Source organism: Brevundimonas sp. Leaf363 (assembly GCF_001424025.1).
GTDB lineage: Bacteria > Pseudomonadota > Alphaproteobacteria > Caulobacterales > Caulobacteraceae > Brevundimonas.
In genome coordinates this window covers 204,719-223,014 of the sequence record NZ_LMPZ01000004.1, presented here as the reverse complement: position 1 = coordinate 223,014, position 18,296 = coordinate 204,719, and the positions used below count along the sequence as shown (strand labels likewise).

The following is an 18,296-nucleotide window of genomic DNA, read 5'->3' as shown; positions in this document are numbered from 1 at the left end:
CGTCACGCCTCGCACAGACGAGCGGCCGAGCGCCGACGAAGACCACCAGCGGAGGAACTATGCCGAAACCGGACGAAGGCGCGTTGGCGCTGCGGAGCACCTACCGGGCCTTTCACATGGTCTCGACGCGCTGGGCCGACAACGATCAGTACAGCCACATCAACAACGCCAAATTCTACGAGTTCGTCGATTCGGCGGTGAACGCGCATCTGCTGATCGCCGATGCCCTGGACGAGTCCATCGGCCTGGTGGTCGACAGCGGCTGTCGCTACACCTCGGCGTTGAAGTTCCCCGACGTGATCGAGGTCGGGATCCGCGTCACGCGCGTCGGGACGTCCAGCGTCGAGTACGGATTCGCGGTCTTCAAGCGCGGCGTAGAGACGGCGGCCGCCGTCGGACATTTCGTCCACGTCTACGTCGACGCCGCGACGCGCCGGCCCAAGCCGCTGCCGGCCAAGCTGCGCGCCGTGGTCGAGAACCTTCAGGGCTGAGGGCGACCTCAGTCGTCCAGACGCCCGATCAGGAACAGCGCGCCCACGGCGGTCAGGGCGCCCAGCGCGAAGGCGGTCACGATGCTGCCGGTCGCCACCACGGTCGAGACGGTGACGGGGCGCGCCTCGTACCATTCGACGATGTCGGCGCCTTCCAGGTCCTCGTCGCCCAGCAGGTCGTCATCAATCGGGGCATCGGTGGCGGACATGGCGGGTCTCCGTGGTTCGGGGGATCGGCGACGTAATCCCCGGCCAAGCGCTGCGGTTCCGCCTGTGGTGACAGTCGCGCCGCCATCGGCTAGGAGCGCCAACCTGATCCAAGCCGAGCGCGAGCTTCTTGCGCTCAAGCAGCGAGCGACCGCGTCGCGAGCGTAGCGCCCACTAAGAGACCTTCATGGCCGGCCATTCCAAGTTCAAGAACATCATGCACCGCAAGGGTCGCGCCGATGCGGTGCGCTCCAAGGCCTTCTCCAAGCTGTCGCGCGACATCACCGTGGCGGCCAAGTCGGGCGTGCCGGACCCGGCGCTGAACCCGCGCCTGCGCCTGGCCATCAACAACGCCAAGGCCGAAAGCCTGCCCAAGGACGTCATCACCCGCGCCATCAACAAGGCGGCCGGCGGCGACGTCGATACGATGGAAGAGATCCGCTACGAGGGTCGCGGCCCCGGCGGGGTCGGCATCATCGTCGAGGCCCTGACCGACAACCGCAATCGCGCCGCCTCGAACATCGGCGCCGCCTTCAAGAAGAACGGCGGCGCGCTGGGCGAGATGAACTCGGTCGCCTTCATGTGGGACCGCGTCGGCAAGATCGTCTACGCCGCCGAAGCGGGCACCGAGGACGCCGTCATGGAGGCCGCCATCGAGGCGGGCGCCCAGGACGTCGAGAGCGATCTGGTCAAGCCGGACATCTACGAGGATGCGCCGGGCCATGTCATCTGGACCGCCTTCGAGGACCTGAACGACGTCGCCGAGGCGATGTCCAAGATCCTGGGCGACCCCAAGTCCACCGCCATCGTCTGGAAGCCCCAGTCCGAAGTGGCGGTCACGGGCGATGCGGTCGGAGTGCTGTTCAAGCTGCTGGACGCCCTGGACGCCGAGGACGACGTCTCCTCGGTCTATTCCAACGAAGACATCTCGGACGAGGACGCCGCCAAGTTCGGCGGGTGATTTTCGGTCGGCGGCGGTCGTGATAGGCTGACCGTCATGACCGTGCACGTGACCATCGAGATCGACGAGGCCGTCAAGGCCAAGCTGGATGCGCTTTCGATCAGCCGGGGACGACCCTCCGGTGACTTGCTTGTCGAGGCGGCGGAGCGGATCGCCAGCGAGCAAGACGCCTTGGACGCCGCGATCGCGGAGGCCGAGGGGTCGCTCGCGGCCGGTGAGGGCATACCTCATGAAGAGGTGGTCGCCCGACTGCTTGCGCGCCGCGCGCGTTGGACGGCCGCCGCTTGAAGGCGATCTGGACGCCACAGGCGCAAGCCGAACTGGAAGACGGCGTCAACTTCATCGCCCGTGACAACATCTCGGCCGCCATCGCGACAGAAGATCGCGTGCTCGCCTCCGCGGCGGGGCTACGAGACTTTCCGAACAAGGGGCGGGCGCGGCCGGATGGCAGACGCGAACTGGTCGTCGCGGCCACGCCGTTCCTTCTGGTTTACCGGGTCGAACACGACAGCGTGCTGATCCTGCGCGTCTGGCACACAAGCCGCGAACCGCAGGCCTGACCGCCGCGAGTCGTTCGCACGGAACCGGCCATTGGCGCGGGCGTATTGCGGCTTCACCGTAAGCGCCGGAGCCTTTCCTTGGACATCACCCAACTGATCCTCGACGACCACGCCGAGCAGCGCCGGCTGTTCGCCATCATCGAGCAGATCGATCCGAAGGACACCGACGCTTTGGGCGCCGTGTGGTCGCGGCTGAAGGCGTTTCTGGACGTTCACGCCGAGGCGGAAGAGCGGTTCTTCTATCCGGAGCTGCTGAAGCGTGGCGAGGGCGCCAATGACGCCGAGGACGGTACGGTCGAGGGCGAGACCGAGGACGCCATCGAGGACCACAACAAGCTGCGCGACGCGGTGAAGGCCGTCGATCAATACCCCGTTGGAACGGGCGCGTGGATCGAGGCGGTAGGCAAGGCCAACATCGTCAACTCCAAACATATGGGCGAGGAGGAACGGCAGGGGCTGACCGACTTCCGCCGCAACGCGCCGGTGTCCCTGCGCCACGACCTGGCCGTCCAGTTCGCCGCCTTCGAGGCCGAGCACATCACCGGCGTGAAACCGGTGAACAAGGATCCCGAGGAATACATCGAAGCCCACGGCTGACCCCGACCGCCACGGCTTGACCGCGGCCATCTGGCGCCCCGGTATGACGCGGGGTGCAGCCGGGGAGGGTTCATGCAGCCGGGAGAGATGGACGTCGGCCTGTCCGACCAGGACCGGCGCCGGTTCTGGAGCCTTTTCTGGCTGCTGATCGGCCTGGGCGCGGCGGTCCTCTTCCTGCTGGTTGCCGTCGCGTTCGCCTCGGGCTTCTTCGAGCGGATCAGCCTTCCGGCGCCGTCTCGGCACAGCCGGATAGAACAGGCGTCGCCGCAGCCCGAATCGCCGCCGCCGGCTCCGACCCTGGATACGCAGGGACGCAGTGTCACCACTATCGATTGGCGCGAGAGGCCCGCCCCCTATTATCCGGACCGGGCACAGAAGGCCGGGATCGACGCCGGCTCGGCAACCCTTGGCTGCGCTGTCTCGACCGAAGGCCGACTGGGGCCGTGCGAGATCAAGAGCGAGGACCCGGCGGGCATGGGTTTCGGTGACGCGGCCGCGCGCTCGGCGCTGCAGGCGCGCGTGCATCCGTCGACCATCAACGGCGTCCCTCAGACCGGCCGCATGCAGTTCACGGTCCGTTTTCGCCTGCAGTGAGCGCCGCCTAGGCCCCCACTTGGCTGGCGATCACGCCCAGCGAGATGACCAGCACGAACAAGACGACGATGACGATCCATCCGGCCTTGCCCCCGCGCTTCACCGTCAGCTGCGAAAGCGTCTCCTCGTTCAGCCAGTAGCGCCCGTCGCCCGCCGCGCCGATGACGCCCGCCTTATGCAGTCGCTTCAGGGCCTGCACGCCGATCATCTTCGACGCATTGATCTCGACGGCCGTCTGTTCCGAAAACGCCCCGCCGCGGCGCAGGGCGTCGACGAGCTTGCGTTCCGCCTGTCTGGACAGGGCGACGACCGCGCCGAAGCCTGCACCCTGGCTCATGATGTTGTCCTCAGTCGTCCGCGATCACGCTAGCGCAGCGCCGGTCATTGTCCATAAACCCTCTTTCGGGCATGACGGGAACGAATGACGAACGCAGCGACTCAGACAGGAACGCGGATCCTGGGCCTCGACCCCGGCCTGCGCCGTACGGGCTGGGGCGTGATCGTGTCCGAAGGGGCTCGCCTGCGCTGGGTGGCGCACGGGGTGGTGACGCCGCCCGAGGGCGCGCCGTTCAGCGAGCGGTTGCTGCATCTGCTGGAGGCGGTGGGCGCGGTCTGCGCCGAACACGCCTGTGACGAGGCGGCGATCGAGGAGGTCTTCGTCAACATGAACCCGTCCTCGACGCTGAAGCTGGGCCATGCGCGGGCGGCGGTGATGCTGGCCCCGGCCCGCTGCGGCCTGTCGGTGGCGGAATATGCGCCGAACCTGATCAAGAAGGCGGTGGTCGGCGCCGGCCATGCGGACAAGTCCCAGATCGCCTTCATGATCCGGCGGCTGCTGCCGGCGGCGGGCGAGGTCTCGGCCGATGCGGCGGACGCCCTGGCCGTCGCGGTCACCCACGCCCAGCTGCGGCGGATGAAGAGGCTGGCGGCGTGATCGGGCGGCTTCGAGGCGTACTGGCCGAGGTCGGCGACGGCGACTGCCTGATCGACTGCGGCGGCGTGGGCTATGTAGTGGCCTGCGGGGCGCGGACGCTGGGGCGGCTGCCGGCGCCCGGCGACGAGACGCTGCTGCATGTCGAGAGCCAGTGGAGCCAGGACAACGGCCCGCGGCTCTACGGCTTTCTGACACGCGATGAACGTCGGGCCTTCACCACCCTGCTGGCCATCCAGGGCGTGGGGCCCAAGGCGGCGCTGTCGGTGTTGGACGTGCTGCCGCCAGGCGAGCTGGCCGGCGCTGTGGCGCGCGACGACAAGGCGGCGGTCGGCCGCGCCAATGGCGTGGGGCCGAAACTGGCCCTGCGCATCGTCACCGAACTGAAGGGCAAGAGCCTGGGCGAAGTCAGCTTCACGCCGGGCGCCGTCGCCGGAACCCATGCCTCGCCGGCCGCACCTCCGCCGCCCAGCATCGCGGGCGAGGCGGTCTCCGCCCTGCTCGGGCTCGGCGTGGCTGAGGTGAACGCCCGCCGCGCGGTGGACCAGGCGCTCATCCGGCTGGGGGACGAGGCGGAGCTGTCGGCCACCATCCGCGCGGCCCTGCAGGAGCTGGGGCGGTGAGCGACGATCGCATCATCTCCCCCGACGCCGCACCAGGCGAGACCTACGACCGCGCCCTGCGGCCCCAGACCCTGGCCGAGTTCGTCGGCCAGGCGCAGGCCAAGGCCAATTTGAAGATCTTCGCCGACGCCGCCCGCGCGCGCGGCGAGGCGCTGGACCACGTCCTGCTGTTCGGGCCGCCCGGTCTGGGCAAGACGACGCTGGCGCAGATCGTGGCGCGCGAGCTGGGCGTCGGTTTCCGCGCCACCAGCGGCCCGATCCTGGCCAAGGCCGGCGATCTCGCCGCCATCCTGACCAATCTGGAGCCGCGCGACGTCCTGTTCATCGACGAGATCCATCGCCTGGCCCCGACGGTGGAGGAGATCCTCTATCCGGCCATGGAGGATCACGTCCTCGACCTGATCATCGGCGAGGGGCCCTCGGCGCGGTCGGTGCGGATCGATCTGGCGCCCTTCACCCTGGTCGGGGCGACGACGCGGGCGGGCCTGCTGGCGACGCCGCTGCGGGACCGGTTCGGCATTCCGCTGCGGCTGGAGTTCTATTCGCCGGAAGAGCTGACGGCCGTCATCCGGGGCGCGGCGCGCAAGATGGGCGCGCCGATCGACGAGCAGGGCGCGCTGGAGATCGCGACGCGGGCGCGGGGCACGCCGCGTGTGGCCGGGCGGCTGCTGCGCCGGGTCCGCGACTTCGCGACGGCCGAGGGCGCGCCCCTGATCGACCGGCTGGTCGCCGCGCGGGCCCTGTCGCGGCTTGAGGTGGACGAGGCCGGCCTCGACAGCCTGGACCGCCGGTTCCTCAAGGCCCTGATCGAGAACTACGGCGGCGGCCCGGTCGGCATGGACACGCTCGCCGCCGCCATCGCCGAGGCGCGCGACGCGGTCGAGGACGTGATCGAGCCTTACCTGCTGCAACAGGGCTTCATCCAGCGCACGCCGCGCGGCCGCATGGCCTGCGCGCGGGCCTATAGCCACCTAGGCCTGACCGAGCCGCCGAAAGCGCCGTCAGCGGGCGATCTGTTCGGCGGATGACGTGGCGGATCTGGGAAGGTCTGGCGTGGCTGGCGGTGGTGGCCGGGATCGGTCTGTTCGCCCAGACGGTCGCCGGGGCGCTCAGGCCGGTCCTGGTCGTTCAGAGCCTGGGGACGGTCGTCGCGGCGCTGGTGCTGGTCGCAGCGGCGCGGTCACCCTCGATGCGGTCGGGCATGATCGTCACGGGTCTCGTGGCTTGCGGTCTGGCGCTGGCGGTGCTGGCGGTCGGGCCGGACATGGACGGCGTGCGGCGTTGGCTGCGTCTGGGTCCGGTGCTGGTGCAGCCCGCCGCCCTGATACTGCCGTTCGTGGCCTGGGCCTGGGCATCCGAACGCGCGACCTGGGTCGGCGCCGCCCTCGTGGCCGCTTTCGCGATCCTTCTGGCCTTTCAGCCTGACGCCGGGTCCGCGACAGGGTTGCTGGGCGCGCTCGTCGCCGTCGCGCTCGTGCGGCGGGGCGGAAGCCGTACCGAGATGGCCGCCCTGGCCGTCTGCCTCGTCGCGACGGCGGTCGCCTGGGCTCGACCGGATCCCTTGCCCGCCATCGACCATGTCGAGCGCGTCGGCGTCGTCGCTCTCGCGGCCCTTCCCGTGGCGGGCGTCCTGGCCGCGCTCGCCCTGGCCGCCGTGGTCGCGCCTTTCATCCGGCGCCTCTGGAGCGGGGCGCATGGCCGCGCGGGCCAGGCGGCGCTGGCGGGTCTGTTCGGCGGGCTGGTCGTGGCCGGCGTGCTGGGCAACTTCCCCGCGCCGGTGGTCGGCAGCGGCGCCTCCCTTCTGATCGGTTGGGGTCTGGCGCTGGGCCTTTCGGCGCGAGCGACCTGAATGCTGACGACGCGGTTCGCGCCGTCGCCGACCGGGCGACTGCATCGGGGGCATGCGTTTTCGGCGCTGACGGCGTGGCGGGCAGCGCGGGACGCCGGTGGGCGGTTCCTGCTGCGGATCGAGGACATCGACCCCACCCGATGCCGGCCCGAGTTCGAGGCGGGCATCCTCGAGGACCTGTCCTGGTTGGGCATCGACTGGGACGGCCCGGTGCGGCGCCAGTCCGATCATCTGGACGACTATGCGGCGGTGGTGACGCGCTTGCGCGAGCGCGGGCTGCTCTATCGCTGCTTCCGCACCCGCAAGGAGGTGATGGACGCCATCGGCGACGCGCCGCACGGGCCGGTCGAGGCGGCGCGGCCGGGCCCGCATCCGGCTGAGGAAGAGGCGCGGCTGCTGGACGAGGGGCGGCCCTATGCCTGGCGGCTGTCGCTGGACCAGGCGCGCGAGGCGCTGGGCGACGCGGCGTGGGACGCCCTGTCCTTTACGGAAGAGGGGCGGGGGTCGGATGGCGAGCATGGCCGCATCCGGGCCCGGCCCGAAACGGCGGGGGACGTGGTGCTGGCCCGCAAGGACGCCGGCGCCGCCTATCATCTGGCGGTGACGCACGATGACGCACTGCATGGCGTCACCCACGTGATCCGGGGTCAGGACCTGTTCGAGGCGACCCATGTCCAGCGGCTGATACAGGCGCTGATGGGATGGCCCGAGCCGGTCTATCGCCACCACGAATTGCTGACCGGCCCCGACGGGCGTCGATACGCCAAGCGGGACCGGTCGGTAACGCTCGCCGAGCTGAGGGCCGGCGGGATGACGGCGGCCGAGCTGCGTGAACAGCTCGGCCTGTAGCGCGTGGTCAGGCCCCGTGAACCTCGCCTGACCCCGAGATCTGCTGGGTCACGCGGGCCGGGCGCCGTGTCAGGCTGACATCGCCGGAGCCGGAGATGTCGACCGCCGCCTCGTCGCTGGCGTTGATCTCCGCCTCGCCCGAGCCGGCCACGTCGACCCGCGCGGTCCTGGCGACCAGATTGGCCAGCTCCGCCTCACCCGAACCGTTGACCTCGACCGTCAGGGCGTCGGTGCGGCCGGTGGCCTGGGCCGAGCCGGAGCCCGACACGTCCACGCGCATCGTCGGCTGGTCGTAGCCCCTGATGGTCAACTCGCCCGACCCGTTCGCTTCGAAGCGACTGACCGATGCTGCGGTGATGAGGATGCGCAACTCGTCCCGCTCTGCGTGGCCGGTCGGGCCGTTGCCGTTCCATCCGAAGACCACGCGTTCTTCGCCCGGCGCCAGGAAGAGGCGGCCGTCCTCAATCCGCACCCGGTCCGCAAGGCCCTTGGGCCCGCGGATCTCAACCGAGTTGGCCGGACCCTGGACGAAGTCGACGTCCAGGCTGTCGTCGATCGTCAGCGTGTCGCCGCCGGCCCATGCCAGCGTCCGGCTCGTCATCGGGCCCAGGTCGTTCGGCTGACCGCCCCGCACTCGATCGACGCGGATGTTGTCGCCCTCGTCGCTGAGGATGGTCCAGCTCCAGTTGTTCTGGGCGAGGTCGCGACCGCCCAGGGCGAAGGCGCCGCCGATGCTGGCCAAGGCCAGGACGAACGCCGCGCCGGCGATGATGAGAAGGGTGCGGATCATGCCGACGCTCCCGAGACAGAGGTTTGCGACTGAGAGGTTTGCGGCTGCGTCACTTGCGACTGGGGCTCCAGCGCCGGCTTGAGCAGGCGGTAGTGCAGACGGGCGTACCAGACGCAGGCGTTGACCAGCCCGATGGTGGCTATGGTCAGTAGGGCGCCGGCGGCGACCGAGGCGGCCATCATCCCCAGACCCAGTAGGATGGCGAACAGCGGGCCGCCCGGAGGAGCCGCGAAGGGTCCCGCCACCATCACCGCGCCGCCGGCGAAGAAGACGGCGATCAGGGCGATGAAGACCCCGAAGATGGCGCTGAACACGCCCATCAGCAGCGGCAGTAGGAACAGGATGTCGATGGCGCCCAGGCCGATCAAGGCGAAGATCGCGGCGCTGGCGGCCGAGGGCGACCGTTCCTGATGCCAGCGCTGCGCTCCGGCCTCGGCGCGCAGTTCGCGGACCAGGCGGTCGGGATCGCCCAGGGCGGCCGCGACCTCTTCCTCGGTCCGTCCGGCGGCGAAGCCGTCGGCGAAGTGGGTCTCGTAATCCGCCACGATGTCCGCCGCTGTCGCGGTCGGCAATCCGACCAGACCGATGCGAAGGCGGGCCAGGAAGTCGGCGCGCGTCATTGTTGTCCCTCCGTAGAAGCGGCGGTCGCGGCGTCCTGATTCAGGACGGCGTCGACGGCGCGCGTGAATTGGGTCCACTCGCCGGCTTGGGCCTTCAGGGCGGTGCGCCCCGCATCGGTCAGCCGGTAGTATTTGCGCGAAGGCCCGGCGGGCGATTCGACCAGATAGGTGTCGACCAGTCCCTCGGACTGCATGCGGCGCATGAGTGGATAGATGGTGCCTTCGCCCATTCCGATGGCGTCGGACAGGCGACTGGCGATCTCGTAGGCGTAGCTGTCCGCGCGATCGAGTAGCGCCAGGACGCAAAAGCCCAACACCCCCTTTCGCAACTGTATGTCGATGGTTTCGGGCACGAGCGCCTCCTTTCGATGAAGAGTGCGTACCGCCAGATACCTGTCACCGCAAGGTAGCTGTCAGAACATGACAGCGATTTAATCCGTCGCGCAGCGATCGGCCGCGACCCCAGTCGCTTGGCAAGCGGCGACCGATCCGATAGGGACCGGCCTCAACGACAGGCGGTCTCGCCGCCTGCTCCACCATCTTTGCGACTGGTTCGCAAATGCTTGCGGCATAACGGTTTTATGAGGACGTCTCGAATGGGGATGGGCAAGCGGGCCCGGGGCTGGATCGGCGGGGCGATCGCCTCGGCGGGCCTGGCCGTTTTCGCCGCCGCACCGGCCTTCGCGCAGGACCTTATGGGTCAGCCGACGCCGGGCGGGATCGATCTGCAGCCGGCGGCTTCGCCGCTGAAGCACGAGGCGATCGCGTTTCACAATTTCATCCTGCTGCCGATCATCACCTTCATCAGCTTGCTGGTGCTGGGCCTGCTGATCTGGATCGCGGTGCGCTACAACAAGCGCGCCAACCCGGTCCCGGCGCGGTGGAGCCACAACACGCTGGTCGAGATCATCTGGACGGTGGTGCCGGTCTTGGTGCTGGTCGTGATCGCGCTGTTCTCGTTCAAGCTGCTGTTCGCCTATCACGACATGCCGCGCCCCGATCTGACGGTTAAGGCGACGGGCAACCAGTGGAACTGGGCCTACGAATATCCCGATCAGGGCATCGCCGAATACGTCTCGAACATGCTGCCGGAAGACGAGGCGCGCGCCCGAAACCTGCCGTACCGCCTGGCCGCCGACGAACCGATCGTCGTGCCGGTTGGCAAGGTGGTCCGTGTTCTGGTCACCGCCGCCGACGTGATCCACGCCTTCGCCCTGCCGGCCTTCGGTCTGAAGACCGACGCGGTCCCGGGCCGGGTGAACGAGACCTGGTTCAAGGCCGAGCGCACCGGCGTCTTCTATGGCCAGTGCTCGGAGCTGTGCGGCGTCGATCACGCCTTCATGCCGATCGAAATCCACGTCGTCACCGAGGCGCAGTTCGCCGCCTGGGTCGCCGAAAAGGGCGGCTCCATGACGCCGAAGACCCCGGAACAGGCGCCGGGCGGCACCGCCGCCCAGATCGCCGCCGGCACGACCGGCGCGCCGGTCGCCGGCACCGCCACCACGGGACCCGAAGCCGGGGGCGGCGTCGCCGCGCCGATCGCCCAGGAAACCGCAACGCCGACGGTCGCTCCGGCCGCCGCTTCCGCCCCGGCCGCCGCGCCGGCGGCCCAGTAAAACGACGCGAGAGCCCTTAAAGACCATGGCCACCGCAACCACCGCCGAACCCGGTCACGACGCTCACGCCGAGCATGACCACAAGCCCGGCTTCTTCACCCGCTGGTTCCTGTCCACGAACCACAAGGACATCGGCACCCTGTACCTGATGTTCGCCATCATGGCGGGCATCGTGGGCGGCGCCCTGTCGGGCCTGATCCGCTGGGAACTGGCCGAGCCGGGCATCCAGATCTTCCGCGAAGGCTCGATCATCCAGTCGCTGGGCCTCGTCGAGGCGTCCAAGCACGGCTACAACGTGACGGTCACCGCCCACGCCCTGATCATGATCTTCTTCATGGTCATGCCGGCGATGATCGGCGGCTTCGGCAACTGGTTCGTGCCGATCATGATCGGCGCGCCGGACATGGCCTTCCCGCGCATGAACAACATCTCGTTCTGGCTGCTGGTGGCCGCCTGGATCCTGCTGTGCCTGTCGATGTTCGTCGACGGCGGCCCGGGCAAGGGCTTCGGCGGCGGCTGGACCATCTATCCGCCGCTGTCGACTAAGGGCCACACCGGCCCGGCGATGGACCTGGCGATCTTCTCGCTGCACGTCGCGGGCGCCTCGTCGATCTTGGGTGCGATCAACTTCATCACGACCATCTTCAACATGCGCGCGCCGGGAATGACCCTGCACCGGATGCCGCTGTTCGCCTGGTCGGTGCTGATCACCGCTTTCCTGCTGCTGCTGTCGCTGCCCGTCCTGGCCGGCGCCATCACCATGCTGCTGACGGACCGCAACTTCGGGACCTCGTTCTTCGACCCGGCCGGCGGCGGCGATCCCGTGATGTTCCAGCACCTGTTCTGGTTCTTCGGCCACCCCGAGGTCTACATCCTGATCCTGCCCGGGTTCGGCATCATCTCGCACATCGTCTCGACCTTCAGCCGCAAGCCGGTCTTCGGCTACCTGGCGATGGCCTACGCCATGGTCGCGATCGGCTTCATCGGCTTCGTCGTGTGGGCGCACCACATGTACACGGTCGGCATGAGCATCAATCTGCGCGCCTATTTCGTGGCCGCGACGATGATCATCGCGGTGCCGACGGGCGTGAAGATCTTCAGCTGGATCGCCACCATGTGGGGCGGCTCCATCAGCTTCAAGACGCCCATGCTGTGGGCGATCGGCTTCATCTTCCTGTTCACCGTGGGCGGCGTGACCGGCGTGGTCCTGTCCAACGCCGGGATCGATTACAGCCTGCACGACACCTACTACGTGGTGGCGCACTTCCACTACGTGCTGTCGCTGGGCGCCGTCTTCGCCATCTTCGCGGGCTTCTACTACTGGTTCGAGAAGATGTTCGGGGTGAAGTACAACGAAGCCCTGGGCGCCGCGCACTTCTGGATCATGTTCATCGGCGTGAACCTGGTCTTCTTCCCGCAGCACTTCCTGGGTCTGCAGGGCATGCCGCGCCGCTATGTGGACTATCCCGAGGCCTTCACCCTGTGGAACCACGTGTCGTCGGTCGGCTACGTCATCACCATCGTGGGGGTCGGCGTCTTCCTGATCATGCTGGTCGAAGCCGCCATCCGCCGCCGTCCGGGCGTCGCCAATCCTTGGGGCGAAGGCGCCACGACGCTGGAGTGGACCCTGTCCTCGCCCCCGCCGCACCACCAGTTCAACGAACTGCCGGTGATCAAGGCGGACGAGCACTAAGCCCACGCCCAAACCGAAGCTGGGGCCGCCTCTCCGACCGGAGGGGCGGCCTCTCGCCTTTCAGGGCGACGCGTACCGGAGTAGAGACCCGCGCATGAGCGCTGACGCCCCCGCCATCTCCACCGCCCAGCCGGAGGATTATTTCCAGCTGCTGAAGCCGCGCGTGATGTCGCTGGTCGTGTTCACGGCCGTCACCGGCCTGGTCGCGGCGCCGGGCGGGATGAACCCGCTGTCGGCCGCCCTGTCGATCCTGTGCATCGCGGTCGGCGCCGGCGCGGCGGGGGCGCTGAACATGGCGCTGGAGGGCGAGACAGACGCCCTGATGCGCCGCACGCGCGGGCGGCCGGTCGCGGCGGGCCGCGTGCCGCGCGGCGACGCCTTGGCCTACGGCGTCATCCTGTCAGTCTTCTCGGTGCTGCTCTTGGGCATGAGCGCCAACTGGCTGGCGGCCGGACTGCTGGGCCTGACCATCGTCTACTACGCCGGCCTCTACACCCTGGTGCTGAAGCGCCGGACGCCGCAGAACATCGTCATCGGCGGGGCGGCCGGCGCCTTTCCGCCCGTGATCGGCTGGGCCGCAGCCACCGGCGACGCGCCGTGGCAGGCCTGGCTTCTGTTCGCCATCATCTTCCTGTGGACCCCGCCGCACAGCTGGGCGCTGGCGCTCTATTCGGCCGGCGACTACGCCAAGGCGGGCATCCCGATGATGCCGGTGGCGCGCGGCGCCAAGTCGACGCGGCTGCAGATCCTGATCTACAGCCTGATCTTCGTTCCGGTGGCCGTTCTGCCGGGCCTGATCGGGCCGGGCGGCCTGATCTATCTGGTCACGGCGCTGCTGGGCGGGGCCGGCTTCCTGTTCCTGGCGGTGCGCCTGTGGCGCTCGCGCGCCGGGGATCAGCCCGACAAGGCCGAGGCGGTGGGGCGAGAGGCCGCATTGTATGACGTCCGCACCGAGGCCAGACCGGCGCGCAACCTGTTCGCCTTCTCGATCCTGTATCTGCTGGCCCTGTTCGCCGCCCTGCTGATCGAGCAACTGCCTGGCCTGGGAGGCCTGTGATGCGTCTGACCCCTGAACAGCTGAAGGCGCGCAGCCGCCGCAACCTGGCCATCGCCGGCGGCCTGGTCGCGTTCATCCTGCTGATCTTCATCTCCACCGTGCTGAACTTCCAGCGCAACATGGAAGCGCGCGCCGCGATGCAGGCGTCCGGCCAGATGGCCGCCCCGAGCGCCTCGGGCCCGGCCTCCGCGACCAGCCAGCCCTGAGGCCGGCCATGAACCGCAACCTGATCGCCATCGCCTGCGTCGTCACCGTCATGGCCATGACGGGCGCCGCCTTCGCCGCCGTGCCGCTGTACCGGATGTTCTGCCAGGTGACCGGCTTCGACGGCACCGTCCGCCGCGCCGAAAAGGCCCCGGACGTCCAGCTGGACCAGACGGTGCTGATCCGCTTCGACACCAACGTGCGCGACCTGCCCGCCACCTTCCGCGCCGAACAGGTGACGCAGCGGGTCCGCATCGGCGAGACCGGCCTGGCCTTCTTCGACGTGACCAACACCTCGGACAAGCCGGTGACGGCGCGCGCCAGCTATAACGTCGTGCCCGAATACGCCGGGCCGTATTTCCAGAAGCTGCAGTGCTTCTGCTTCACAGACCAGACGCTGCAACCGGGCCAGACCGTGAAATTCCCCGTGCAGTATTTCGTCGCCCCCGAGATCGCCACCGATCGTGAAAGCCGCGGCGTGCGCGAGATCACCCTCAGCTACACCTTCTATCCCTCCAAGGACGCGCCGCAGGGTCCCGGCGCGGGCTGAGCCGCGCGAATCGGCCGCCCTGGCGCACGCCGCAAGCGCCGGAAGGCTGGCCGCAAACCGCGTCCCGCCGCCAGAAACCGGGACAGCTCGGCGGCGGGCCGCGACGATCGCCAAATTCGACGCCCGGACCTGTCGCAAAGACGCCGCGGGCCACTGGCATCGCGTGCGCGGCGCCGCTATAGCGCAGGGACACGACGACCCTTCTGATTTCAGAGAAGACCCTCGATGGCCGACTCCCACGCCGCTCCGCATCACGACTACCACCTGGTCAACCCGAGCCCCTGGCCGCTGGTCTCGTCCATGGCCGCTGTCATCATGTTCGTCGGCGCCGTGGTGTGGATGAAGGGCCTGGTCTCCGCCGACGCCGGCACCGTCGCCGCGACCCTGCTGGCCAAGGGCGACAAGGTCCTGTTCTTCGCCGGTCTGGCGGGCGTTCTGGTCTCGGCCTTCTGCTGGTGGTCGGACGTCATCAAGGAAAGCCGCCAGGGCGATCACACCCCGGTCGTCTCGATCGGCCTGCGCTACGGCATGGTGCTGTTCATCGCGTCGGAAGTGATGTTCTTCGTCGCCTTCTTCTGGATGTTCTTCGAGATGTCGGTCTTCAACGAGGCCCGCGCTCACGTTCCGGAAATCGGCGCCTGGGCCGACACCGCCAAGGCCTGGGCCACCTGGCCGCCCAAGGGCGTCGAGGTCCTCAGCCCCTGGCAGCTGCCGCTGCTGAACACCGTGACCCTGCTGCTGTCGGGCTGCACCGTCACCTGGGCCCACCACGCGATTCAGGTCGGCGATCGCAAGGGCGCCAAGCTGGGCCTGCTGATCACCGTGATCCTGGGCGTCTTCTTCACGACCGTTCAGGTCTATGAATACAGCCACATCCTGCATGAGCACCTGTTCTTCAACGAAGAGGCGCTGAACAGCGGCCTTTACGGCTCGGTCTTCTTCATGGCGACCGGCTTCCACGGCTTCCACGTCCTGCTAGGCACCATCTTCCTGACGGTCTGCCTGCTGCGCCTGGTGGCCGGCCAGATGACGCCGGAGAAGCACTTCGGCTTCGAGGCGGCCGCCTGGTACTGGCACTTCGTCGACGTGGTCTGGCTGTTCCTGTTCGCCTTCGTCTACGTCGTCTTCGGGTGACGCAGACGCCCCAGTCTGGCGAAGATATGGGCGATGAGATCAAGCCGGCGCGGATCAACCCGATCCGCGCCGGTCTGCTGTGTCGGTGTCCGAACTGCGGGCGCGGCAAGCTGTTCAGCGGCTTTCTCAAGGTGGTCGACCGCTGCGCTGTCTGCGGCTTCGACTTCACCCGGCTGAACACCGGCGACGGCGCCGCCGTCTTCATCATGCAGATCGCCGGCGCGCCCGTGGTCTTCACGGCCCTCTATGTCGAGATCGCCTACAGCCCGCCGATCTGGCTGCACCTGCTCGTCTGGCCGCCGCTGGTTCTTGTGCTGGCGCTCGCGCTGATGCGGCCGGGCAAGGGGGTTATGGTGGCGCTGCAGATGCGAAGCGGGGCGGGGCAGGGCGCGTGAACCTCAAACGCATCCCCATCGGCCTGACGTTAGCCATGGTCCCGGCGCTGGTGCTGCTGATCGCCCTGGGCGTCTGGCAGGTGCAGCGGCTGGCGTGGAAGGAACGGCTGATCGCCGTCTCCGACGCGGCGGCGGCCCAGCCGCCCGCATCGCTGGCGACCGTCCTGGCTCTGCATGATCCTGAGTTCCGCAAGGTGATCGTCACCTGCCCGGGCCTGGAGACCGCGCCCTTCGTGGAGCTTCAGAGCATTCTGGACGGCGAGGCGGGCGTGCGTCTGGTCTCGCTCTGCGCGCCACGCGATTTTCCCGCGGTCTTCCTGATCGACCGGGGCTTCATACCCGACGGGGTTTCCGCCCGACCGCCTGTCGCGTCGTCGACCCTGCCGACAACCCTGCTGGCGGAAATCCGCGAGGTTCCGGCGCCGAACGGCATGGCCCCGCCGCCGTCGGACGGTCGCTTCTTCGCCCGCGACAGCGCCGCCATGGCGCGCGCCCTGAACGCCCCCGACGTCGATCCCAACACTCTTTACGCCCTGACCTCCAGCAATCCCGCCTTCGCCGCCTTGCGCCCGTCCGCGCCGCCGGCCGCCTTCACCAACAACCACCTCGGCTACGCCCTGACCTGGTTCGGCCTGGCCATCGCCTTGGTCGCTTTCTACGGCGCGATGGTATGGCGGCGGATGAAACAGGCGTGAGCGCGGTGCTGCACCGGATGCCGAACGGCCTGCGCGTCGTCTGTGACCCCATGCCGGGCCTTCAGACCTTCGCCCTGACCGTCATGGTGCGCGGCGGGGCGCGCTGGGAGACCGAGGCCCAGTCCGGGTGGTCGCATCTTCTGGAGCACTTGGTCTTCAAGGGCGCCGGCGCGATGGACGCGCGCGAGATCGTCGAACGGATCGAGCGGCGCGGCGGCTCCATCAACGCCGCCACCGGCCAAGAGCGCACCAGCTTCGAGGTGCGCGGCGTCGACGGCGCCTTGCCGGAGGCCATGCAGGTGATCTCCGACCTGCTGTTCCGCCCCACCTTCGCCCCCGCCGACATCGAGCGCGAGAAGGACGTGGTGGGGCAGGAGATCGCCGAGGCGTTCGACGTGCCCGACGACCATGTCTTCGAAATGGCCCAGTCGCGCGCTTTCGAGGGTCAGTCGCTGGGCCGGCCGATCCTGGGCTCGGTCGCCAGCCTTGCGCCGGTGGACCGCGCCGCCATCGACGCCTGGCGAGCCTCGCTCTACGCCCCCGACCGGATGGTCGTGGCGGTGTCGGGCAAGGTGGACGAGGCGGACCTGCTGGGCCTGTGCGAGCAGTGGTTCGGGCATGACCCGGCCCCCGGCGCGGCCGAGCCGGAGCCGGGCCGTTTCGTGGGCGGCCACGCCCGCCTGTCACGCCGTATCGAACAGGCCAACCTGGTCTTCCAGACGCCCGGCATGGGCATCCGAGATCCGCGCCTGCCGGCCCTGCGCCTGTTCGGCGAAATCCTGGGCGGCGGCATGGCCTCGCGTCTGTTCCAGTCCGCCCGCGAGGAGCGCGGCTTGGCCTACACGATCGACGCCTACGAGGAGGCGCTGGAGGACTCCGGCGTGGTCGGCATCTACGCCGGCGCCGCCGCCGACCGCGCGCAGGTGCTGGCCCAGGTCTGCGCGGAGGAGGTCCGCGACCTGGCCGACGCCGGTCCCAAGCCGCACGAACTGGACCGCGCCCGCGCCGTCCTGTCCGCCGGCCTTTTGATGGCCGACGAAAGCCCGACCAGCCGATCCGCGCGTCAGGCCGGCCACGTCCTGACCTTCGACAGCCTGTACGACAGCGACACGGCGCGCGGCCGCGTGATGTCTGTGACGGCCGAGGACATGCGGGCGGCGGGCCAGGCGCTGCTGGCGCCTGGACGGTGTGCGACGGCCGTGCTGGGTCCCGCCAAGGCGGGCCGTGCGGGCGAGGCGTTCGCCGCCGCTCTTTTCGGCTGACCGCGCCGGGGCTAGGGTTCGGCCATGGCCCTCTTGGACTGGATGACGGAGCCCGCCGGTCCGACCGTGCGGCACGGCTCGGTGATGCTGCGCCCGCCGCGCGCCGCCGATTACGGCGACTGGGCCGACCTGCGCGAGACATCGCGCGACTATCTGCAGCCGTGGGAGCCGACCTGGCCGGCCGATGATCTGAGCCGGGCCGCCTATCGCCGGCGACTGGCCGTCTATGCGCGCGAGATGGAGGTGGGCGGGGCCTGGCCCTTGTTCGTCTTCGACACGACCGGCGAGCGGCTGCTGGGCGCCATCACCCTGTCTAACATCCGCCGGGGCGTCGCCGAGACCGGAACCCTGGGCTATTGGATCGGCCGCCCCTACGCCGGCCAGGGCCATGCCACCGATGCGGTCAAGGCCATGCTGACCTTCGCCTTCGAGACCTTGAAGCTGCACAGGGTCGAGGCCGCCTGCGTCCCGACCAACGCCGCCTCGCGCCGCGTGCTGGAAAAGGCGGGCTTCCGATGCGAGGGCGAGGCCCGCGCTTATCTTAAAATTAACGGCGGATGGGCAGATCATGTTCTGTTCGGCGTCGTGGTTGACGAGGTCGGGCGTCCCTGAGGACGA

26 protein-coding genes are annotated in these 18,296 nt (G+C 69.1%); 21 read left to right on the top strand and 5 right to left on the bottom strand.

The genetic code is table 11. The annotated features are described in order from the left end of the window. The first annotated feature begins 59 nt into the window (after positions 1–59). Positions 60–491: a thioesterase family protein gene (locus ASG17_RS13565; protein ID WP_056104861.1), complete on the top strand. Its 432-nt coding sequence runs from the start codon at positions 60–62 to the stop codon at positions 489–491. 8 nt (positions 492–499) lie between these two features. On the opposite strand, the gene ASG17_RS13560 is transcribed toward ASG17_RS13565, so the two are convergent. Beyond that, entirely contained in the window at positions 500–700 is a 201-nt protein-coding gene (locus ASG17_RS13560) for a hypothetical protein (protein WP_056104859.1), read from the bottom strand. A gap of 185 nt (positions 701–885) precedes the next feature. Here ASG17_RS13560 and ASG17_RS13555 point away from each other — a divergent pair, with 185 nt between their 5' ends. The 5 genes from ASG17_RS13555 (at position 886) to ASG17_RS13535 (ending at position 3,410) form a co-directional block, all read left to right on the top strand. Further along, positions 886–1,659 (top strand): YebC/PmpR family DNA-binding transcriptional regulator, encoded by a 774-nt coding sequence (locus ASG17_RS13555; RefSeq protein WP_056104857.1) that lies wholly within the window; start codon positions 886–888, stop codon positions 1,657–1,659. Between the two features lie 36 nt (positions 1,660–1,695). After that, complete coding sequence (locus tag ASG17_RS13550) at positions 1,696–1,947, top strand: CopG family ribbon-helix-helix protein (RefSeq protein WP_056104856.1); 252 nt, start codon at positions 1,696–1,698, stop codon at positions 1,945–1,947. Further along, complete coding sequence (locus ASG17_RS13545) at positions 1,944–2,219, top strand: type II toxin-antitoxin system RelE/ParE family toxin (protein WP_162238802.1); 276 nt, start codon at positions 1,944–1,946, stop codon at positions 2,217–2,219. The genes ASG17_RS13550 and ASG17_RS13545 overlap by 4 nt, the downstream gene beginning before the upstream one ends. Before the next feature lie 78 nt (positions 2,220–2,297). Next, positions 2,298–2,816, top strand: coding sequence for a hemerythrin domain-containing protein (locus tag ASG17_RS13540; protein ID WP_056104852.1), 519 nt, complete (start codon positions 2,298–2,300; stop codon positions 2,814–2,816). Positions 2,817–2,888: 72 nt separating this feature from the next. Beyond that, positions 2,889–3,410 carry an energy transducer TonB gene (locus ASG17_RS13535; RefSeq protein ID WP_056104850.1) on the top strand — a complete coding sequence of 174 codons (522 nt, stop codon included), beginning with the start codon at positions 2,889–2,891 and terminating at the stop codon, positions 3,408–3,410. A 7-nt stretch (positions 3,411–3,417) separates the two neighbouring features. Here ASG17_RS13535 and ASG17_RS13530 read toward each other — a convergent pair whose 3' ends face one another. After that, entirely contained in the window at positions 3,418–3,747 is a 330-nt protein-coding gene (locus tag ASG17_RS13530) for a hypothetical protein (RefSeq protein WP_056104848.1), read from the bottom strand. An 84-nt stretch (positions 3,748–3,831) separates the two neighbouring features. On the opposite strand from ASG17_RS13530, the gene ruvC reads away from it, so the two are divergent. The 5 genes from ruvC to gluQRS are packed head-to-tail and all read left to right on the top strand — an operon-like array spanning position 3,832 to position 7,662. Next, positions 3,832–4,344 (top strand): crossover junction endodeoxyribonuclease RuvC, encoded by a 513-nt coding sequence (gene ruvC / locus ASG17_RS13525; protein ID WP_056104846.1) that lies wholly within the window; start codon positions 3,832–3,834, stop codon positions 4,342–4,344. After that, complete coding sequence (gene ruvA, locus ASG17_RS13520; protein WP_056104844.1) at positions 4,341–4,964, top strand: Holliday junction branch migration protein RuvA; 624 nt, start codon at positions 4,341–4,343, stop codon at positions 4,962–4,964. The genes ruvC and ruvA overlap by 4 nt, the downstream gene beginning before the upstream one ends. Next, positions 4,961–5,992: a Holliday junction branch migration DNA helicase RuvB gene (gene ruvB / locus ASG17_RS13515; RefSeq protein WP_056104843.1), complete on the top strand. Its 1,032-nt coding sequence runs from the start codon at positions 4,961–4,963 to the stop codon at positions 5,990–5,992. The genes ruvA and ruvB overlap by 4 nt, the downstream gene beginning before the upstream one ends. Next, on the top strand, positions 5,989–6,813 hold the full coding sequence (locus ASG17_RS13510) for an FtsW/RodA/SpoVE family cell cycle protein (protein WP_056104840.1): 825 nt from the start codon (positions 5,989–5,991) through the stop codon (positions 6,811–6,813). The genes ruvB and ASG17_RS13510 overlap by 4 nt, the downstream gene beginning before the upstream one ends. Continuing rightward, complete coding sequence (gene gluQRS / locus ASG17_RS13505) at positions 6,814–7,662, top strand: tRNA glutamyl-Q(34) synthetase GluQRS (protein ID WP_056104838.1); 849 nt, start codon at positions 6,814–6,816, stop codon at positions 7,660–7,662. A 7-nt stretch (positions 7,663–7,669) separates the two neighbouring features. Here the strand turns inward: gluQRS and ASG17_RS13500 are convergent, their stop codons facing one another. Genes ASG17_RS13500 through ASG17_RS13490 form a run of 3 tightly spaced genes read right to left on the bottom strand, consistent with a single transcriptional unit; the run spans position 7,670 to position 9,425 of the window. Then, positions 7,670–8,452 carry a GIN domain-containing protein gene (locus ASG17_RS13500; protein ID WP_056104836.1) on the bottom strand — a complete coding sequence of 261 codons (783 nt, stop codon included), beginning with the start codon at positions 8,450–8,452 and terminating at the stop codon, positions 7,670–7,672. Then, positions 8,449–9,072 (bottom strand): DUF1700 domain-containing protein, encoded by a 624-nt coding sequence (locus ASG17_RS13495; protein WP_056104834.1) that lies wholly within the window; start codon positions 9,070–9,072, stop codon positions 8,449–8,451. Before ASG17_RS13495 ends, ASG17_RS13500 begins: the two co-directional genes overlap by 4 nt. Further along, a complete protein-coding gene (locus ASG17_RS13490; protein WP_056104832.1) occupies positions 9,069–9,425 on the bottom strand; it encodes a PadR family transcriptional regulator in 357 nt (118 codons plus the stop codon). The genes ASG17_RS13495 and ASG17_RS13490 overlap by 4 nt, the downstream gene beginning before the upstream one ends. A gap of 243 nt (positions 9,426–9,668) precedes the next feature. Here ASG17_RS13490 and coxB point away from each other — a divergent pair, with 243 nt between their 5' ends. From coxB to ASG17_RS13440, 10 genes are all read left to right on the top strand, one after another. After that, positions 9,669–10,688, top strand: coding sequence for a cytochrome c oxidase subunit II (gene coxB / locus ASG17_RS13485; RefSeq protein ID WP_156367878.1), 1,020 nt, complete (start codon positions 9,669–9,671; stop codon positions 10,686–10,688). Positions 10,689–10,713: 25 nt separating this feature from the next. Further along, positions 10,714–12,381, top strand: coding sequence for a cytochrome c oxidase subunit I (gene ctaD, locus ASG17_RS13480; protein WP_056104828.1), 1,668 nt, complete (start codon positions 10,714–10,716; stop codon positions 12,379–12,381). A 94-nt stretch (positions 12,382–12,475) separates the two neighbouring features. Further along, on the top strand, positions 12,476–13,438 hold the full coding sequence (locus tag ASG17_RS13475; RefSeq protein WP_056104825.1) for a heme o synthase: 963 nt from the start codon (positions 12,476–12,478) through the stop codon (positions 13,436–13,438). Beyond that, positions 13,438–13,644 carry a hypothetical protein gene (locus ASG17_RS13470; RefSeq protein ID WP_056104823.1) on the top strand — a complete coding sequence of 69 codons (207 nt, stop codon included), beginning with the start codon at positions 13,438–13,440 and terminating at the stop codon, positions 13,642–13,644. The genes ASG17_RS13475 and ASG17_RS13470 overlap by 1 nt, the downstream gene beginning before the upstream one ends. Positions 13,645–13,652: 8 nt before the next feature. Next, a complete protein-coding gene (locus tag ASG17_RS13465; RefSeq protein WP_056104821.1) occupies positions 13,653–14,192 on the top strand; it encodes a cytochrome c oxidase assembly protein in 540 nt (179 codons plus the stop codon). Positions 14,193–14,417: 225 nt separating this feature from the next. Further along, positions 14,418–15,326 carry a cytochrome c oxidase subunit 3 gene (locus tag ASG17_RS13460; protein WP_056104820.1) on the top strand — a complete coding sequence of 303 codons (909 nt, stop codon included), beginning with the start codon at positions 14,418–14,420 and terminating at the stop codon, positions 15,324–15,326. A 26-nt stretch (positions 15,327–15,352) separates the two neighbouring features. Further along, complete coding sequence (locus ASG17_RS13455) at positions 15,353–15,721, top strand: DUF983 domain-containing protein (protein ID WP_056104818.1); 369 nt, start codon at positions 15,353–15,355, stop codon at positions 15,719–15,721. Then, positions 15,718–16,416, top strand: coding sequence for an SURF1 family protein (locus ASG17_RS13450; RefSeq protein ID WP_235560460.1), 699 nt, complete (start codon positions 15,718–15,720; stop codon positions 16,414–16,416). The genes ASG17_RS13455 and ASG17_RS13450 overlap by 4 nt, the downstream gene beginning before the upstream one ends. Before the next feature lie 50 nt (positions 16,417–16,466). Next, the gene (locus ASG17_RS13445) at positions 16,467–17,678 is read left to right on the top strand and encodes a pitrilysin family protein (RefSeq protein ID WP_156367885.1); all 1,212 of its coding nucleotides are present in this window, start codon (positions 16,467–16,469) and stop codon (positions 17,676–17,678) included. Between the two features lie 24 nt (positions 17,679–17,702). Next, positions 17,703–18,290, top strand: coding sequence for a GNAT family N-acetyltransferase (locus ASG17_RS13440; RefSeq protein WP_056104816.1), 588 nt, complete (start codon positions 17,703–17,705; stop codon positions 18,288–18,290). Positions 18,291–18,296 lie beyond the last annotated feature (6 nt).

Bases quoted from the DNA above. Each gene is read 5' to 3' on its own strand.
- ASG17_RS13565 (WP_056104861.1), top strand. From the start codon at position 60: ATGCCGAAACCGGACGAAGGCGCGTTGGCGCTGCGGAGCACCTACCGG.
- ASG17_RS13560 (WP_056104859.1), bottom strand. From the start codon at position 700: ATGTCCGCCACCGATGCCCCGATTGATGACGACCTGCTGGGCGACGAG.
- ASG17_RS13555 (WP_056104857.1), top strand. From the start codon at position 886: ATGGCCGGCCATTCCAAGTTCAAGAACATCATGCACCGCAAGGGTCGC.
- ASG17_RS13550 (WP_056104856.1), top strand. From the start codon at position 1,696: ATGACCGTGCACGTGACCATCGAGATCGACGAGGCCGTCAAGGCCAAG.
- ASG17_RS13535 (WP_056104850.1), top strand. From the start codon at position 2,889: ATGCAGCCGGGAGAGATGGACGTCGGCCTGTCCGACCAGGACCGGCGC.
- ASG17_RS13530 (WP_056104848.1), bottom strand. From the start codon at position 3,747: ATGAGCCAGGGTGCAGGCTTCGGCGCGGTCGTCGCCCTGTCCAGACAG.
- ruvC (WP_056104846.1), top strand. From the start codon at position 3,832: ATGACGAACGCAGCGACTCAGACAGGAACGCGGATCCTGGGCCTCGAC.
- ASG17_RS13510 (WP_056104840.1), top strand. From the start codon at position 5,989: ATGACGTGGCGGATCTGGGAAGGTCTGGCGTGGCTGGCGGTGGTGGCC.
- gluQRS (WP_056104838.1), top strand. From the start codon at position 6,814: ATGCTGACGACGCGGTTCGCGCCGTCGCCGACCGGGCGACTGCATCGG.
- ASG17_RS13500 (WP_056104836.1), bottom strand. From the start codon at position 8,452: ATGATCCGCACCCTTCTCATCATCGCCGGCGCGGCGTTCGTCCTGGCC.
- ASG17_RS13495 (WP_056104834.1), bottom strand. From the start codon at position 9,072: ATGACGCGCGCCGACTTCCTGGCCCGCCTTCGCATCGGTCTGGTCGGA.
- coxB (WP_156367878.1), top strand. From the start codon at position 9,669: ATGGGGATGGGCAAGCGGGCCCGGGGCTGGATCGGCGGGGCGATCGCC.
- ctaD (WP_056104828.1), top strand. From the start codon at position 10,714: ATGGCCACCGCAACCACCGCCGAACCCGGTCACGACGCTCACGCCGAG.
- ASG17_RS13475 (WP_056104825.1), top strand. From the start codon at position 12,476: ATGAGCGCTGACGCCCCCGCCATCTCCACCGCCCAGCCGGAGGATTAT.
- ASG17_RS13470 (WP_056104823.1), top strand. From the start codon at position 13,438: ATGCGTCTGACCCCTGAACAGCTGAAGGCGCGCAGCCGCCGCAACCTG.
- ASG17_RS13465 (WP_056104821.1), top strand. From the start codon at position 13,653: ATGAACCGCAACCTGATCGCCATCGCCTGCGTCGTCACCGTCATGGCC.
- ASG17_RS13460 (WP_056104820.1), top strand. From the start codon at position 14,418: ATGGCCGACTCCCACGCCGCTCCGCATCACGACTACCACCTGGTCAAC.
- ASG17_RS13455 (WP_056104818.1), top strand. From the start codon at position 15,353: ATGGGCGATGAGATCAAGCCGGCGCGGATCAACCCGATCCGCGCCGGT.
- ASG17_RS13445 (WP_156367885.1), top strand. From the start codon at position 16,467: ATGCCGGGCCTTCAGACCTTCGCCCTGACCGTCATGGTGCGCGGCGGG.
- ASG17_RS13440 (WP_056104816.1), top strand. From the start codon at position 17,703: ATGGCCCTCTTGGACTGGATGACGGAGCCCGCCGGTCCGACCGTGCGG.